Source organism: Pseudomonas sp. BGA-UO-ETr-WB11, from assembly GCF_059567785.1.
The window spans coordinates 184,004-198,569 of the sequence record NZ_JCAQOS010000002.1 but is presented as its reverse complement, the minus strand read 5'-3'; the positions used below and the strand labels follow the sequence as shown (position 1 = coordinate 198,569).

The 14,566-nt window shown below is 53.4% G+C and carries 16 protein-coding genes; 10 read left to right on the top strand and 6 right to left on the bottom strand.

Features of this window, described 5'->3' with window-relative positions; genetic code table 11:
- Nucleotides 1-10: 10 nt before the first annotated feature.
- Nucleotides 11-1,168, bottom strand: coding sequence for a nucleotidyltransferase family protein (locus AC56DI_RS01370; RefSeq protein ID WP_496344601.1), 1,158 nt, complete (start codon nt 1,166-1,168; stop codon nt 11-13).
- Nucleotides 1,169-1,275: 107 nt separating this feature from the next.
- Between AC56DI_RS01370 and AC56DI_RS01365 the strand changes: the two genes are divergently transcribed.
- Genes AC56DI_RS01365 through wecB form a run of 5 tightly spaced genes read left to right on the top strand, consistent with a single transcriptional unit; the run spans nt 1,276 to nt 7,193 of the window.
- Complete coding sequence (locus AC56DI_RS01365) at nt 1,276-2,577, top strand: hypothetical protein (RefSeq protein WP_496344600.1); 1,302 nt, start codon at nt 1,276-1,278, stop codon at nt 2,575-2,577.
- A complete protein-coding gene (locus AC56DI_RS01360) occupies nt 2,577-3,650 on the top strand; it encodes a glycosyltransferase family 4 protein (RefSeq protein ID WP_496344599.1) in 1,074 nt (357 codons plus the stop codon). The genes AC56DI_RS01365 and AC56DI_RS01360 overlap by 1 nt, the downstream gene beginning before the upstream one ends.
- A gap of 17 nt (nt 3,651-3,667) precedes the next feature.
- Nucleotides 3,668-4,327: a class I SAM-dependent methyltransferase gene (locus AC56DI_RS01355; protein ID WP_496344598.1), complete on the top strand. Its 660-nt coding sequence runs from the start codon at nt 3,668-3,670 to the stop codon at nt 4,325-4,327.
- Nucleotides 4,327-6,099, top strand: a complete 1,773-nt coding sequence (locus AC56DI_RS01350) for an ATP-binding cassette domain-containing protein (RefSeq protein ID WP_496344597.1) — start codon at nt 4,327-4,329, stop codon at nt 6,097-6,099. The genes AC56DI_RS01355 and AC56DI_RS01350 overlap by 1 nt, the downstream gene beginning before the upstream one ends.
- A complete protein-coding gene (gene wecB / locus AC56DI_RS01345; protein WP_496344596.1) occupies nt 6,090-7,193 on the top strand; it encodes a non-hydrolyzing UDP-N-acetylglucosamine 2-epimerase in 1,104 nt (367 codons plus the stop codon). The genes AC56DI_RS01350 and wecB overlap by 10 nt, the downstream gene beginning before the upstream one ends.
- Before the next feature lie 76 nt (nt 7,194-7,269).
- Here wecB and cysC read toward each other — a convergent pair whose 3' ends face one another.
- The 5 genes from cysC to flgA form a co-directional block, all read right to left on the bottom strand.
- A complete protein-coding gene (gene cysC / locus AC56DI_RS01340; RefSeq protein WP_496344595.1) occupies nt 7,270-7,875 on the bottom strand; it encodes an adenylyl-sulfate kinase in 606 nt (201 codons plus the stop codon).
- Between the two features lie 423 nt (nt 7,876-8,298).
- Nucleotides 8,299-9,033, bottom strand: a complete 735-nt coding sequence (locus AC56DI_RS01335; RefSeq protein WP_496344594.1) for a flagellar brake protein — start codon at nt 9,031-9,033, stop codon at nt 8,299-8,301.
- A gap of 75 nt (nt 9,034-9,108) precedes the next feature.
- Entirely contained in the window at nt 9,109-9,576 is a 468-nt protein-coding gene (locus AC56DI_RS01330; protein ID WP_496344593.1) for a flagella synthesis protein FlgN, read from the bottom strand.
- A gap of 50 nt (nt 9,577-9,626) precedes the next feature.
- Nucleotides 9,627-9,959 carry a flagellar biosynthesis anti-sigma factor FlgM gene (gene flgM / locus AC56DI_RS01325; RefSeq protein WP_496344592.1) on the bottom strand — a complete coding sequence of 111 codons (333 nt, stop codon included), beginning with the start codon at nt 9,957-9,959 and terminating at the stop codon, nt 9,627-9,629.
- A gap of 134 nt (nt 9,960-10,093) precedes the next feature.
- Complete coding sequence (flgA, locus tag AC56DI_RS01320; RefSeq protein WP_496344591.1) at nt 10,094-10,852, bottom strand: flagellar basal body P-ring formation chaperone FlgA; 759 nt, start codon at nt 10,850-10,852, stop codon at nt 10,094-10,096.
- A 77-nt stretch (nt 10,853-10,929) separates the two neighbouring features.
- On the opposite strand from flgA, the gene AC56DI_RS01315 reads away from it, so the two are divergent.
- From AC56DI_RS01315 to flgD, 5 genes are all read left to right on the top strand, one after another.
- Entirely contained in the window at nt 10,930-11,862 is a 933-nt protein-coding gene (locus AC56DI_RS01315; protein WP_496344590.1) for a chemotaxis protein CheV, read from the top strand.
- Between the two features lie 44 nt (nt 11,863-11,906).
- Nucleotides 11,907-12,734, top strand: coding sequence for a protein-glutamate O-methyltransferase CheR (gene cheR, locus AC56DI_RS01310; RefSeq protein ID WP_496344589.1), 828 nt, complete (start codon nt 11,907-11,909; stop codon nt 12,732-12,734).
- Between the two features lie 233 nt (nt 12,735-12,967).
- Nucleotides 12,968-13,375: a flagellar basal body rod protein FlgB gene (gene flgB / locus AC56DI_RS01305; RefSeq protein ID WP_496344588.1), complete on the top strand. Its 408-nt coding sequence runs from the start codon at nt 12,968-12,970 to the stop codon at nt 13,373-13,375.
- Between the two features lie 13 nt (nt 13,376-13,388).
- A complete protein-coding gene (flgC, locus tag AC56DI_RS01300) occupies nt 13,389-13,832 on the top strand; it encodes a flagellar basal body rod protein FlgC (protein ID WP_496344587.1) in 444 nt (147 codons plus the stop codon).
- Between the two features lie 21 nt (nt 13,833-13,853).
- Nucleotides 13,854-14,531: a flagellar hook assembly protein FlgD gene (flgD, locus tag AC56DI_RS01295; protein ID WP_496344586.1), complete on the top strand. Its 678-nt coding sequence runs from the start codon at nt 13,854-13,856 to the stop codon at nt 14,529-14,531.
- Nucleotides 14,532-14,566 lie beyond the last annotated feature (35 nt).

Genomic DNA, 14,566 nt, shown 5'->3' with positions numbered 1-14,566 from the left:
GAAAATCAGATTACTGTTTACGCAGCCGTGTCATGAGCCGAGCCAGTCGAATGAGCGGGTAAAGGAAAAACAGTTTTTGTGGTAGTACCAGCCAATTGTTGTCTTTGGCTGTAGGGCTTAGCCAGCTTTTTAGTGCGTACCATTTTGCCAAGACGCTGTCCTGCAGGGCTATATCTATCAACATGCGCTTTAAGATTCCCTGCCGCACTGCCAGCTGATCGTCGGTAAGCGCTTCGCGAAGCCCGCAGAGGGCTATCCGGACCATTGCCTGGCTTGCCCTGCAGGGGCGACGAACTTGCTGCAGTGACTTATCTATCTGCGTACCAAACAATAGGGTGAGGAGGGTGAGGCAGGTATCAAACATGGCACAAGTGCCGGTTCGTCGTATTTGCGCGGCCAACTGCTCTTTATCCAAATCTGCTCGTAGTAACAGTGCATGAATGTCCACGAGCCAAATTAGTTTTCGGAAACTGTGTTGGTTGGCATGTGCAATAAGATATGGCAGGGCATGTATCGGTTTCAGGGTTGAGACGTTTGTGCCTTGCAAATCAATCTGCTGTGTCAGACAGTCCTTCGCAGGAAGTAAGTGTTGATTGCGTAATAGGCGTCTATGCAACTCGACTCTTGGCAGTCCCCCATGGTGAAGTAATACAAGCTCATGGTGAGCCTTGGGTAGTGGAAGCTGCTGTCCAGGGGCAACGGTATAACCCTGCTCATTGAAGATATTTAGTGCTTCAGGCCACTGATCTTCCCCAAGCAGGATATCCAGGTCTACGCCACCCCGCGCGCAGAGCTGGCCGTGTGCCTGTAGCGCTAGGGCTGGACCCTTTAAGGCTACGGGCTGTATTCCTTTGGTAGCGAACGCTAAGGTTAGACGTCTAAGGGTTGCGCCCAAGCTTAATGCTCGTAGCGCAATCGCTTTTCGCTCCAGCATAAGTGCAGCAGAGAAGCCTATGCCTTGAGCTTCCGTTCTGCTCTGATCAAGCAGGCCTGCGACCCCGTGGTGTCGAATGAACGTCGGCAGCTGGTCCACGCAGGACGCTGAGAGTTCGTGGTCAAAGCCCATCAACCAAAGTGTGGAGCTCAGCAATACATCGCCTGAAAGGTTTTCATGGCGTTCGGTTTGAGTAGCTTCGTGGTTTGCTGAACGCGAATGCGGAGTGAGCATTACTGGCGTTTACCCTTTTCAAGTGAATGGCGGGCCCGCTCGATTAGAGTTGGCAACTCACTGGTCCAGCTGTAGCGTAAAGTCATTCGATTTACGGATATTACCCTATGAAGTCATCAACTTGGCCACGGGGCGGGTTCTCAAAGCAGCATGTTGATTTGCTTCACCGCTTTGGTGATGAAGCCGCTGATGTTCGACATGAGCTGTTCTACTTGGCTGCAGGAAGGACTCCTGTAATGGCCGGGTTGCGCGCGTTAGCGGCTTTGGTGCGTGATATGTGGCTATTGCTGTGTCGCACAGGTCCTCGCACGCAGCATGCTGCCGGTACTCGGCAAGTCGTTATGCTTACCACTCTCGCAGGTGCTAGTGGTTGGGGAGCTCTAGAACGTAGCCTTCCTGATATTCTGTCTGCAGGCTATAAGCCTTTGATTCTTGCTCACCCGCGACTCGTCGCGCAGTCTTTTGCGCCGGATCAGCCTGTCATGCGACTTGCCCGAGCCGATGTCCAATCGTGGTTTTCCGCGCTGCATGTGTTGACCCTCACGCTGTGGCAGCGACGACCGTTGTTACTTGCCTGCTGTCTGGCTCGGCGCAGGCTTTGGGTCGGCAGCCTGCGCAGAACATTGTCTGGTCGGGTAGGGGTACTTTTACTGCACAATGATTTTGATCTGATGAGCAGTGCCGCGATTGGTCATGGTTTGCCGGCCATATGTTTGCAGCATGGAATACCTACAGACGAGTTTTTTCCGACGCGTGCTGATTGGTATGTAGTTTGGGGCAGCAGTAGTCGACGAGCGTTCGCAACACAATGCGATTCACACACCCAGTTTGTGGAGGATGCATTTGGTCGTGGCAACGCATTGGCGGGGTTAATGCTTACAGCCCCGTCAGGCGTCGCATTACTTTCCCAGACCCATGCGCAAGTACTGGGTGATGGTATCCACGAAATGCTGAATAATTTTGCCACCAGTCTGCTGCAAGCAATGCCGGATGCGAGCATTTTGTTACACCCACTGGAGGTGTCCCCCTACGTCGGTGCTGCTGCAGATGCTGCACTGCGCCCCCCTCACCCGGAATTGCAGCCGCAGGCATGTGCATGCCGTCTTGTAATCGGTTACTGCTCTACGGCAATGCTTGAAGCGGCACTTGCAGGGCACTGGGTGGTTGTGTTGCAGCTTCCCCTAGAGGACAACTCAGCCGCGCGTGATGTGCTGGCGGCTCCCTTGCGAGTTGAGACTGTCGATCAACTCTTGAGGTTGTATAAGCGCTTGCATGAGGACCTTGCCTTTCGTCGCGCTAGTGCAGAGGCTCAGGCTAAATGGCTTTCCGCTAGTTTTTCAAATACCCCCGGAGGGTTCGCAGATCTACTGCAACGAATAACGTTGAAACCACTGGCGGAGTGCTCTTAGTGACGGTACGTGTACTGCATGTCAGTAAGGAATTCGAGCCTTTGTCCAGTGGTGTGGCGCGCCATATTCAGGGGCTTGCTGAAGCAATGCAGGTTAACGATAAGGTTACGTTGACGATTCTTGCTCCAGTTATTGGCGCCACCTCCGATCATCTGAATATTCATAAAGGTGGTTACAGACATGTGTGGTCGGCAATAGGCAAAAGTGATGTGGTTCATGTGCATGGAGCCCGTTCACCACTGGCGGCACTGGCGGCTCTATTGGCTATGATTCGTGGCGTACCAATGGTCTACACACCGCATTGCTATTACGACGCTGGATCTCTGTTGTACCGCTTTGCAAAGCGCGTTTGGGATAAAACAGTTGAACGCATGATTGTGCGTAGTGCTGCAGCTGTGATTTTGCTTCATCAGGGATGGCGCAATGAGCTGGCTCAGCGTGGTCTGCACCCTGCGAAGGTGCTGATCATACCTAACTGTATTGATGATCGGCGCCAGACAAAAACTGTGACGCCTTATCATCTTGATGGGTCGCCAGCATTGCTTTCCGTCGGGCGCCTCGATCCGGTCAAGCGCCTCGATGATGTGATCGCAGCGTTGAGCTCGCCACAACTGGCACAGGCCGTTCTGCATGTCGTCGGCCAGGGTGGCGATCGTCCCCGGCTGGAAGCATTGACTGCAGAGTTGGGTCTTACGTCGCGTGTTCGTTTTCACGGTTGGCAGGATGACAGCGTTACACAGCTGATGATGGCGGGTTGCGGCTCGATGATTCTTGCCTCCGAGCGAGAGGGCATGCCGACCGTGGTGTTAGAAGCACTTTTGGCGGGCGTACCAATTGCCTGCTCGGATATCGAAGGCTGTCGATCCATCACAGATGCCGTCGGCTGGGACGTGCTTTTTCCTGTTGGAAATGCAACAGCGCTTGGCGAATGTGTGGCTCGTAGCGCACGCAGTGCTGTGCCGGTTGCCGTAATCGAGGCGGTCCGAGAAGGATTTACCTGGCAGCGTAAAGCACCAGAGCTTGCCGCTTTTTATACAGGTCTGGTTTCTGCCCCTCGGGCATCCGGGGAATGATGCGGCTGGCTAGATCCTTGAGCAACTATGACAATCCGAAATCGCTTGGAGTACGCAGGCGGGTCAAATTCATCGGCCCGCTACTGGCGATGATTGAGCAGGCGTATCATCGTTACGGTTGTGTCAATTTACTCGATGTGGACGGTATACCAAGATACTGGCATCAACTGCCCGAAGCGTATTTGGAGTCGCGTCGCGTATCGATCACCCTCGTTAACATTGGCCCGATTACCCCGTTTGTAGCGTGTTTTCGCTTTAAATTTATACGAGCGGATGGGTGCGATTTGCATGGTTTTGCTGATGGATCCTTCCACATTGCGCATTCAAATTCTGTCATTGAACATGTCGGTGGCTCCCCCTGCATTGAGCGCTTTGCGCGGGAAGTCAGGCGTGTCGCTGAAAAGTGCTTTATTCAAACTCCTGACTTTTGGTGCCCAATCGAACCCCATTGCATGACGCCATTGTTCCATTGGCTTCCGCGCCGAGTCAGGGGCTGGTTGGTTCGCCGTGTAGCACTTGGGCATTGGCCCCGCGCGGCCGACAGGCACCAAGCTGAGTGTTTAGTAGATAGTGCTCGCTTGCTGACACGCCGTGAGTTGCTGCTTTTATTTCCTGGCGCGCGGATTATCCGTGAACGCATCCTGAGGATGCCCAAGTCTTTAATCGTCATAATTTAATGAAAATTCAGAAAACTTTTTCAGTAGTTAGCATTCCGCTGCGGGCGTTGGCGTTTGTTAGGCAGTGTGGGGCGCGCTCATTGAGCATTGCTTCGATGGTTGTTCTGCTGTTAAGCAAAGCTGGGGTTGACGCCTTGTCTGCACTGTTACTCGCCGCTCTGCTGGGTGTGGTGCTGCCCATGGGCAGATACCCTGCTGGCTGGTACGTAGAGGTAGAGGCCCAGTGGGCCGGGTTTATGGGCGACGGATTATCTCCAGTTGTGATGCTCCTGGCGGGCTTGGTCTTATGCAAAGGGGGGCTAGCGCCTCTGCTGTCAGGTATCCGCGGGCGAGTCATAGACTCCTGGACGCTGTTGATATCCATGAAGGTTTTTGAGCATGAGCTGACGCGGGAAGCTCCTCTACGTATGGAGTTTCATACGCAGGGTAGCAATGTTGCGGTTAATTATTTGGTTCCCAAGATTGTTATGGGGACGGTATTGCCTGGTCTCGAGTTGCTCACCGAGCTTGTGGTGGTCAGTGTGCTGCTGAGTGTGCTGCTGGTATTGGAACCACTGGCGACCTCCATAATGATGGTGGCCTTGTTGGCTGCGCTCGTCGTCGGTAGCGTCCTTTCAACATACCTCGTACCTAGCAAGTCTGGGCGCACCAGCAAGCCCCAGGTGTTGATGCAGCGCTGGGTTTCAGACAGCGTTGCCTGCCTGCGGGAGATTCGTCTTTACCAACGGTTACCTGCCGTATTGGAAGGCTATCGTCCAATTGCTAAGCAGTTTTCTAAGGATACGGCGCGCGAGCGAACGTTTATGGATATTCAGTCACCGATCATGGAGCTGTTTTTGCTTTCAGCTCTGGGTGGCGCTGTGCTTATTGCCAGTGGATACAGCTGGCAAGCAGACCTGCATTCGCTGGTGCTATTTGCTGCTGTAGGATTACGGCTGATTCCGGGTTTTCGGCGTATATCGTTTAGCTTGCTGACGATTAGATTTTCACGGCCATTTTTTGAACAGATATCCGCAAATGAACATCCGTCTTTAGCGCAAGTAATCGTCAAGCCTTGCCAAGCCCAGCCCCAGCTTTTAATGAGCTGTGAAGCACTGCATTTTGAGTATCCAGAGACTACTCAAAAGGTCATTGGCAGCCTGAATCTGCGCCTGTGCAAAGGTGACTGGGTAGGTTTAGTCGGCGAGTCAGGTGCAGGGAAATCTACTTTGGTAGATCTGCTTATCGGTGAGCTGATACCCACTGGCGGGCGGATACAGTGGTTTCATGCGTCGCGTGAGCATGGCTCCATTGGCTATATCGGTGCCTTTACAACGCTTATTCCAGGAACCTTGCGCGAGAATCTCGCTTTTCTTGGTACAGATTACAGCGATGACAGCCTGCTAAAGGCGCTGAAAATCACGGGTGTTGATGAGCTGGTGAAGCGTTTTCCGCAAGGGCTAGACACACCTGTGGAGGTTTTTGAGCAGCGAATCTCCAGTGGTGAACGGCAGCGTATCGGTCTTGCCCGTGCGCTTCTTCACTCGCGTGATTTGCTGATTCTTGACGAAGCGACTGCTTCCCTAGATCAGTTGACGGAAAATCGATTTCTACAGGCCTTGCGTTTTTCCAGGCCGGAGCTCGCGGTTTTGCTGATTACCCATCGACTGACAGCGTTACGTTATATGGATCGTGCTCTGCAATTGGCTAATGGTGTTCTGCAAGAATTTGCCCCTGAACTGCAATCAGTTCAGCCCATGGCCTTGTCAGGGCATACAGATCAATGCATATAGCGTTTGTACTCGGTACCCGTCCGGAGATCATCAAGCTTTCTTCGTTGATATCCGCCTGTATTCGCGATGGCGTTCGCTATACGTTGATTCATACCAATCAGCACTACGCTTTTGCCATGGATCGGGCGTTTTTCGAAGAGCTCGAATTACCTCTCCCTCATTTCAACCTTGGTGTTGGTTCAGATACTGCAGCTGTGCAGCTTGCTCGCATGGTCATGGGTATAGAGCCGATACTTCAGGAGTTGAAGCCAGACTATGTGCTTGTCCAAGGTGATACCAACAGTTCGCTGGCAGGAGGTCTTGCTGCCAGCAAAGCCAATATTCCTGTTGCGCATGTTGAGGCCGGGCTGCGCAGTTACGACAGGGCGATGCCGGAGGAAGTCAACCGAGTCTTGTTGGATCATCTATCTAGTTTCTGGTTTTGCCCTTCAGCACTGCAGGTAGCGCTACTGGGGAAGGAAGGTATTCAAGGGGCGAATGTTCATGTCACTGGCAATACCGGAAATGATGCGGTCTTGTTATATGCGGATCGCGCCCCAAAGCGCTCAAGTATCCTTTCGAGGCTAGGTCTACATCAGGAAAGTTATCTGTTGCTGACTTGTCATCGCCCGTCTAATACAGATAATTTCGATTCTTTTGAACAGCTTATGGACGCAGTTCAAGGGTTAGCTTACGAACAGAATAAATTGGTAGTCTTTCCTATCCATCCTAGGCTTGGCCCACGGTATCGGAAAGCCCTCTCTAGCTGGCCGCAAATAAAGGCTATTGAGCCGGTCGGTTACGTTGACATGCTTGCGTTGTTGCAAGGGGCCGATTTAGTTTTGACCGATAGTGGAGGATTGCAAGAGGAGGCGTGTGCACTTCGCCGGCACTGCTTAGTGCTTCGGCCCAACACCGAGCGTCCGGAAAGTCTAGAAAGTGGTGGGGCTCAGTTAGTTCCAGTCGTTACGGGGAATAATTTGATCGCCGCTGCGGATTTTGTGCGCCGGTCCCATCTTAGCTGGAGTAATCCATTTGGCGATGGGCAAGCCTGTCGGCGAATTCTACAAGTACTTATGGCTGATTTTACTTCGGATAAGATACGGTCTGAATAACGCCTGATTTGTGCCATTACTTAAATTATTACCCGGCTTAGTAATCTCGGCCTCTTGTGATTGTATGTCAGCTTTTTTAGTGAAATTTATTAATAAGAAGTTTAATTAGCTGCTGCACACAGTCTTCAATCGATAGGTTGTCGGTGTTCAGAATTAGGTTTGGTTGTCGCGGTGGTTCGTAGGGTGAGGATATGCCTGTGAAGTCTTCAAACTCTCCCTCCCTGGCTCGTCTGTAAAGCCCTTTTACATCCCGTGCCTCGCATACTTGCAAAGAGCACTCGAGATAAACCACGGAAAAATCTTCAGGGCTGATGATACTTCTAACCATTTCACGGTCATAACAGGTTGGAGATATGAAGGCTGCTATGCAGATCATTCCCATATCTACAAACAACTTGGCGGTTTCAGCAGCGCGCCGCAGGTTTTCATGTCGGGCCTGTGGTGTGAAACCTAGGTCAGCGCATAAGCCCCTTCGCAGGTTATCTCCATCGAGCACCACGCAGCGCCGCCCCAAATCATAAAGCTGTGCTTCGAGAGCATAAGCCAGCGTGGATTTCCCTGCGCCAGAGAGTCCTGTAAGCCAAAGTACGTGCCCGCGTTGATAGTTTAGTCGTTCTCTCTGCTCACGACTGACCAACTGTCCCTGTTGGGAGGATGACTGGTTAGAGCTCGCGTTGTTCATACAACTCACTCAGAATTTGCCTAAGGGCTTGACCAGAGAGTCCACTACAGTGCGCCCGCCGTTGTGGATATCAAACTTTGTCATCAGACAGAGGTGTCCAGCAGCTTGCCGGGATTGAGAGGGCGGTGTGCTGGTCAGGTTTAAACCAGCACTCTAATCGGTGTCGATAGGAAAACGGGTTTCTGTCTAGGCGCCCCGTTCTGACCCGGCTTTTGAGCGTTTCGTGGGTGGTGAAATAGAAAGCTTCGAATCGAACGGCCGTCTCTAGTGAGTCAGACACGCTGCGAAAAATAATTTCAGCACTCACGTTAGCTCCAATCATCCCGTGATCGCGTACCGACATGATCACTATTATTTTTTCAGCCGTTTTGAGTGCGCTCTCAATCTGAGCGACACGTATATTGTCCGACGCAGCGGCAGGTGTCAGTCGAACTGGCGCGCTTCTCGTTGCACTTGATAGACAAAACGCTCAATGCTGCGTTGGGCTAGGCCGTCTATGCGGTAAAAGCGCAGTCCGGCATAGGTCATGTCCACTTTGCTTTCGTAGCTTAAGTGGCGCAGCTCTGCTGCGGTGCTGATGGCGCCGAAGGGGAGCTTTATATTAAGGCGTTCATAGACTTGGCCCGCTTGCAGGCGGCTGCCGAGATCGCCTTGAAAGCGCAGTCGGCATCCCGTGGCGGAGATGTCCAGTAATTGACCTTTGATGCCGTTGCTGAGCTTGTCGCCTGACAAATCAATACTCAGCAGTTGTCCTTGCTTGAGTGGGGCGCGAAAGGCGTTGCGGCGCTGATGGTAGGTGACTTCGCTGGGCAGTCCGCTCCAATAGCAGCGGGCGCCATCCAGCTCGCCAATCTGGACGTTTTGCTGGCATTCCCAGGCTATACGGACGCCTTCATGGAAGCCTTCGACTTTGAACGTTTCGCCATTTTTGAGGAAGCGCTCGCCGTCGTTAGGTATTAGCTCGTCTAGCGCCAGCAGGCTGCGCTCACGATTGATCGCAACCAAGTAGCTTTGAAAGCGTTGGCTGCGCTCTGGGAAGCTGATGATCAGCGGGTCATGATTGTCTTGGAGGTGACGCAGATTGGCGAAGATTTCTGCAGCAGTTTTCAGCACCTTGGGTGGCTGTGGGCCGGTGTCTTCTGTGAATGGGGTGGACACGATCCGCGAATCTCCAAACGCAATTTTTGCGCATTAGCATACTGGCATTGTGCTGGTATGTCCCGGCGCTCGGTTTCAGGCCTGACTAAGTGGCCGCTGTTGCGCGATTCTAGCGGTACTGCCACGGCTGTCATAGAGATTGGGGGTTTCAGCGCCGCGCAAAATGCTGAGTACGCTGTTGGCGGCGGTTTGGCTGGTTCGAATCACTCGGCCATTGAGGAGATTGGCTGCGCGACACTGCTCGAGCAGTTCGCCCAGTTGCGCGCTGCGAGCAAGCAATTCGCTGCCTTGTTGGGAGTGTGTGGCCAGTTGCTCCAGGCCCTTTTGGTCAGCGCTCAGCTGTAGACTTTGAAGCAGTTCGCTGCGCTGCCTGCCGTGTTGCTCGAGCAGACTCAGGAGTGGCAACTTGCGGCCTAGGATTTGTTCAAGCTGTGGCAGGTCACGCTCTCCCAGCGCCTTGAACTCGTCCTGAATCAGCGCGAGCAGTTGCTGGCTTACGCTGATGTCGTCGTTAAATAACTGCAAAAGGGTTATGTCATGCATAGCGTGCTCTGGGAATTGGGCGTCCAGCTTCCCCGGCGCGGCCTTCGGCTTTAGCGGCGGGACTCGAAATCTAGCAGTTTGCTCGCGACCCGTTGGCTGTCTACGGTGTAGCTGCCGTCGCTTATGGCTTGCTTGAGGCGTGCCACCCGCTCTTTATCGACGCTTGGCAGTTCACTCAGTTTATTGGTGGCTTTTTGCAGCTGTTGGGCATCGGTGCTCAGTTGCACGGACTCGCCTGCTTTGCTTGCTGGTGCAGGCATGGCTTCCGGCGCGGTCTGGCGCAGGCTGTTCGCATCGCTGCGATTGGCTGCCTGAGTGTTGCCGGTGCGCCCGTTAGCGTTAGCTGCAGGGGGGTTGTTCGGCCTATTGATGTCGATGACCATGATGCGAAACCTCGAAGACTATTTTGGACGCTTGCCTGTTTTTCGGCAGCGCCGAGAAAAACTTTAGGGTGTTCGTTCATGTGTTACTGATCAGTGTAGGAAAACGTTACGCGTATGCGCCAGGTAAATCTGGCCTACATGGATACTTCAACTTGTCCTGGGCCGGTTACCCTGGCTTTTATCACGCGCTCAGAGCGCTGGTTGCGCACACGGATTTGCTCGCCTGTGGCGCCGTCGGACAACGCTTCGCCAGGCATGCGTACGCTAACACTCGCGCTGCGGGCGGTGATGACGACCTGGTCGCCCTTGCGAATGACTTCTGCTTGCTCTAAATGGCCGGCGGTCAATACTTGGTCAGGCAATATAGGGCGTGTCAATTTTTTGCCGGATGCTTGCTCGATAGCAGTCAAAAAACCTTGATTGAGCAGGCCAATGTCGCGCTCGACCAGAACCAGGTCTGTAGGGCTGAGCACTGACTTGCGCTTCAGGGGGCGGTTGGCGATAACCACCTGCCTATAGATGTGCACTTGCCCGGGCACGAAGACTGTCCAGGGGCTGCTGCCGGCACACCGTACCCTGACGGTGACCCTGCCGACTGGTTGTGCAGGGCTTTCTAGCTTGGCTGTCAGGCCCTGATCGCAGATAGGTAGTCGCAGCCGTGGGTCGATTTGCTGAATTTCGATCTCGTGTCGGGCTTGGATTTCGCTACGCTCTAAATGTGTGGTGACAGCCTGCTCAAGAAAATCCTGCGTTATGCCGATAAGCTGCTCAGGTAGTGTTGTAGCCGCTGCAACAGGCAGGCTATAGCCTAACCCGAGCAAAGCAGGTAAAACACGGAGCAGCTGAAGGCGCGTTGCCATCAGGTGTCGAATAAATGTCGGTTTTGCGTTCATGGCAATTGAAAAGCAAGGCTCGTGCCGCCTGCTACGCTAAGCGGTGCAGACGGTGACTTAAAATAAGGAGTCGGGGCATGGCCGGTGTAATGGATTCGGTTAACCAGCGTACGCAGCTGGTAGGGCAGAATCGTCTTGAGTTGCTGTTGTTTCGCCTCGATGGCAATCAGCTGTACGGGATCAACGTGTTTAAGGTGAAAGAGGTGCTGCAGTGCCCGAAACTCACCATCATGCCCAAGTCCAGTCCGGTTGTACGTGGAGTCGCGAATATTCGTGGCGGCACTATTCCTATTCTCGACCTGGCCATGGCCACGGGTCGTGTCGGTCTGGATGATCTGAAAAACAGTTTTGTGATCATCACCGAATACAACACCAAGGTTCAGGGTTTTCTGGTGCGTTCGGTTGAACGCATCGTCAACATGAACTGGGAAGAGATTCATCCGCCACCCAAGGGCACTGGGCGCGACCATTACCTGACGGCAGTGACGCGTCTGGATCAGCAGTTGGTGGAAATCATCGATGTTGAGAAGATTCTTGCTGAAGTTGCGCCTACCTCTGAGGTGATTTCAGCCGGTGTCATTGATGTCGAAACTCAGGCCAAGGCGGTGTCCAAGCGAGTGTTGATTTGCGATGACTCCTCGGTGGCGCGCAAGCAAGTGATTCGCTGTCTAGAGACCGTTGGGGTCGAGGTGGTGGCGCTTAACGATGGTCGTGAGGCGTACGAGTATCTGCGCAAGATGGTGGAGGAGGGTAAGCAGCCTGAGCACGAGTTTTTGATGCTGATTTCTGACATCGAAATGCCCGAAATGGACGGTTATACCTTGACCGCCGAAATACGCTCAGACCCCCGCATGCAGAAACTGCACATCATCCTGCATACTTCGCTTTCTGGCGTGTTTAACCAGGCTATGGTGAAGAAGGTCGGGGCGGATGATTTTCTCGCGAAGTTCCGGCCCGATGAGTTGGCCTCGCGGGTGGTTGAGCGCATTAATGCAGTAGACGGGAGCTGAGGGCCTGGCCTTCGGCAACGCACATGAACGGTGAGGCGGCTTTAGTGTCTTCAGGTAACTTGGATTTCGAGCAGTTCCGTGTCTTTCTAGAAAAGGCCTGTGGAATTTTGCTGGGCAGCAACAAGCAATACTTGGTGTCCAGTCGCCTTAATAAGTTGATGGAGCAGCAAGGAATCAAAACCCTGGGTGAGTTGGTGCAGCGCATGCAAGGCCAGCCGCGCAGTGGCTTGCGCGAGCAGGTAGTCGATGCAATGACGACCAATGAAACCCTCTGGTTCCGTGATACTTATCCGTTCGAGGTGCTGAAGAACCGGGTTTTCCCTGAGATGCTCAAGGCTAATGGTGGGCAGCGTTTGCGCATCTGGTCGGCGGCCTGTTCCTCCGGTCAAGAGCCCTATACCCTGTCGATGACCACTGACGAGTTCGAGCGCAGCAATCTCGGCCAGCTCAAGGCGGGCGTGCAGATTGTTGCGACCGATCTTTCCGGCTCCATGTTGGCGACCTGCAAGTCGGGTGAATACGACAGTCTGGCGATGGGGCGTGGCTTATCCCAGGAGCGGCTGCAGAAGTTTTTTGACCCTAAAGGCGCTGGGCGTTGGGCGATCAAGCCCGCGATCAAGAGCCGGGTTGAGTTTAGGGCGCTCAATTTGCTGGACAGTTACGCCAGCCTGGGCAAGTTTGACATCGTGTTCTGTCGCAATGTGTTGATTTACTTCTCGGCAGAGGTGAAGAAGGACATTTTGTTGCGCATCCATGGGACCCTCAAGCCTGGTGGATATCTGTTTCTCGGTGCCTCCGAGGCGCTTAATGGTCTGCCTGATCACTACCAGATGGTGCAGTGCAGTCCGGGGATCATTTACAAGGCTAAATAGCTGCGCCGGCCGTGGAGTCAAAAAACGGGAGACCTTAGGGTCTCCCGTTTTTTTGTGCGGCAAAAATACTGAGTGGATTGCCGCCTGCAGGGGATTAGGCGGAAAGGTATTGCCGCTTGAGTGCTTTTTCTACCTTGTTTATATAGTAAGGCATTGAAAAATAAGGATAAATTGTTTTGGCATAAGCTTTGCTTTGTCTTCGTCAAGCAAACTCTTGCGCAGGTTTACCGATCATGAGCATCAGCTTCGAAAGCGCCCTCAACGGTCATGACAAGGCACTCGGTTTTCGTGCCCAGCGCGCCGAAGTGTTGGCCAACAACATGGCCAATGCCGATACGCCTAACTTCAAAGCCCGTGACCTTGATTTTGCCTCGGTACTGGCGGAGCAAAATGCCAAGGCCAAGGGCGGCGAGTTTCAGCTCAATCGCAGCAACAGCAAACATATTGATGCTCAGGGTGTCGCCTCGGCTGATCCGGCCCTGCGTTATCGCATGCCGTCCGAGCCGTCCCTAGACCAAAACACCGTCGATTTGCAGGTCGAGCAATCTAAGTACGCCGAAAACTCGGTGCAATTTCAGGCCAGCTTTACCCTGCTTAACAGCAAGTTTAAAGGTCTGATCAGCGCCCTGCGCGGCGAATAACGGAGAAGCAGTCATGTCATTAGCCAGTGTATTCAATATCGCCGGAACCGGCATGAGTGCCCAAAGTACTCGGCTGAATACCATCTCCAGCAACATCGCCAACGCAGAGACCGTGTCATCAAGCATTGATCAGACTTACAGGGCCCGGCATCCGGTGTTCGCAACCGTATTTCAAGGCGCGCAACAGGGCGCTGGTGACTCGCTGTTTGCCGAGCAGGATCAATCCGGTGCGGGTGTGCAGGTGCTGGGTATTGTTGAGGAGCAAGGTAGCCTGACGCCGCGCTACGAGCCCAATCATCCCGCCGCAGACGCGGATGGTTATGTCTATTACCCGAACGTCAATGTGGTTGAGGAGATGGCCGACATGATATCCGCCAGTCGAGCCTTTCAGACCAACGTTGAAATGATGAATACCGCCAAGCAGATGATGCAGCGCGTACTGACCCTGGGCCAGTAAGCCGCGAGTGAGGAAAACAACATGAGCATCAGTAGCGTCAATGCGGCAAGCACGGTTCTGGATCAGTATCAGCTCAAAGATTCGGCGCCCAAGAGCAATGAGCTGGGCAAGAATGAGTTTCTCAACCTGCTGGTGGCGCAGTTGAATAACCAAGACCCGCTATCGCCCCAGGACAATGGTGAATTTATCGCTCAGCTGGCGCAGTTCAGTACGGTGGAAGGGGTCGATAAGCTTAATACCAGCATGGAATCGATGCTCTCTGGTTATCAGTCATCTCAAGCGTTGCAGGCATCGTCACTGGTTGGTCGCAAGGTCATTATTCCCACCGATAAAGCTGTGGTGGATACCAGTGAGACCTTCAAGGCCAGCTTGGTGGTGCCTGCAACCAGCAGCAATGTCTATGTGAATGTGTATGACAGTGCCGGTTCTGTGGTCAATCGCATCAACATGGGTCAGCAGGCTGCCGGTAATGTCAGTTTTATGTGGGACGGCAAAGATTCCAGCGGCAAGGTCTTGCCGCCAGGTACATACAAGTTCCAGGCCCAAGCCAGCTACGGTGCCGACACCAAAGCGTTGACCACTATGCTGCCGGCCAACGTCGATAGCGTCACTCTGGGTCAAAATGGCGGCGAGTTGATGCTCAACTTGGCCGGGCTCGGCAGTATCGGGCTCTCCAAAGTTCAGGTAATCGGTCAATAATTTAGCGGCTGTAAGCGCCGGTTCTACCGGCAAAG

Excerpts from the sequence above, each read along its gene's own strand:
- AC56DI_RS01370 (WP_496344601.1), bottom strand. The coding sequence starts at position 1,168 with ATGCTCACTCCGCATTCGCGTTCAGCAAACCACGAAGCTACTCAAACC.
- AC56DI_RS01365 (WP_496344600.1), top strand. The coding sequence starts at position 1,276 with ATGAAGTCATCAACTTGGCCACGGGGCGGGTTCTCAAAGCAGCATGTT.
- AC56DI_RS01350 (WP_496344597.1), top strand. The coding sequence starts at position 4,327 with ATGAAAATTCAGAAAACTTTTTCAGTAGTTAGCATTCCGCTGCGGGCG.
- wecB (WP_496344596.1), top strand. The coding sequence starts at position 6,090 with ATGCATATAGCGTTTGTACTCGGTACCCGTCCGGAGATCATCAAGCTT.
- cysC (WP_496344595.1), bottom strand. The coding sequence starts at position 7,875 with ATGAACAACGCGAGCTCTAACCAGTCATCCTCCCAACAGGGACAGTTG.
- AC56DI_RS01330 (WP_496344593.1), bottom strand. The coding sequence starts at position 9,576 with ATGCATGACATAACCCTTTTGCAGTTATTTAACGACGACATCAGCGTA.
- flgM (WP_496344592.1), bottom strand. The coding sequence starts at position 9,959 with ATGGTCATCGACATCAATAGGCCGAACAACCCCCCTGCAGCTAACGCT.
- flgA (WP_496344591.1), bottom strand. The coding sequence starts at position 10,852 with ATGAACGCAAAACCGACATTTATTCGACACCTGATGGCAACGCGCCTT.
- AC56DI_RS01315 (WP_496344590.1), top strand. The coding sequence starts at position 10,930 with ATGGCCGGTGTAATGGATTCGGTTAACCAGCGTACGCAGCTGGTAGGG.
- flgB (WP_496344588.1), top strand. The coding sequence starts at position 12,968 with ATGAGCATCAGCTTCGAAAGCGCCCTCAACGGTCATGACAAGGCACTC.
- flgC (WP_496344587.1), top strand. The coding sequence starts at position 13,389 with ATGTCATTAGCCAGTGTATTCAATATCGCCGGAACCGGCATGAGTGCC.
- flgD (WP_496344586.1), top strand. The coding sequence starts at position 13,854 with ATGAGCATCAGTAGCGTCAATGCGGCAAGCACGGTTCTGGATCAGTAT.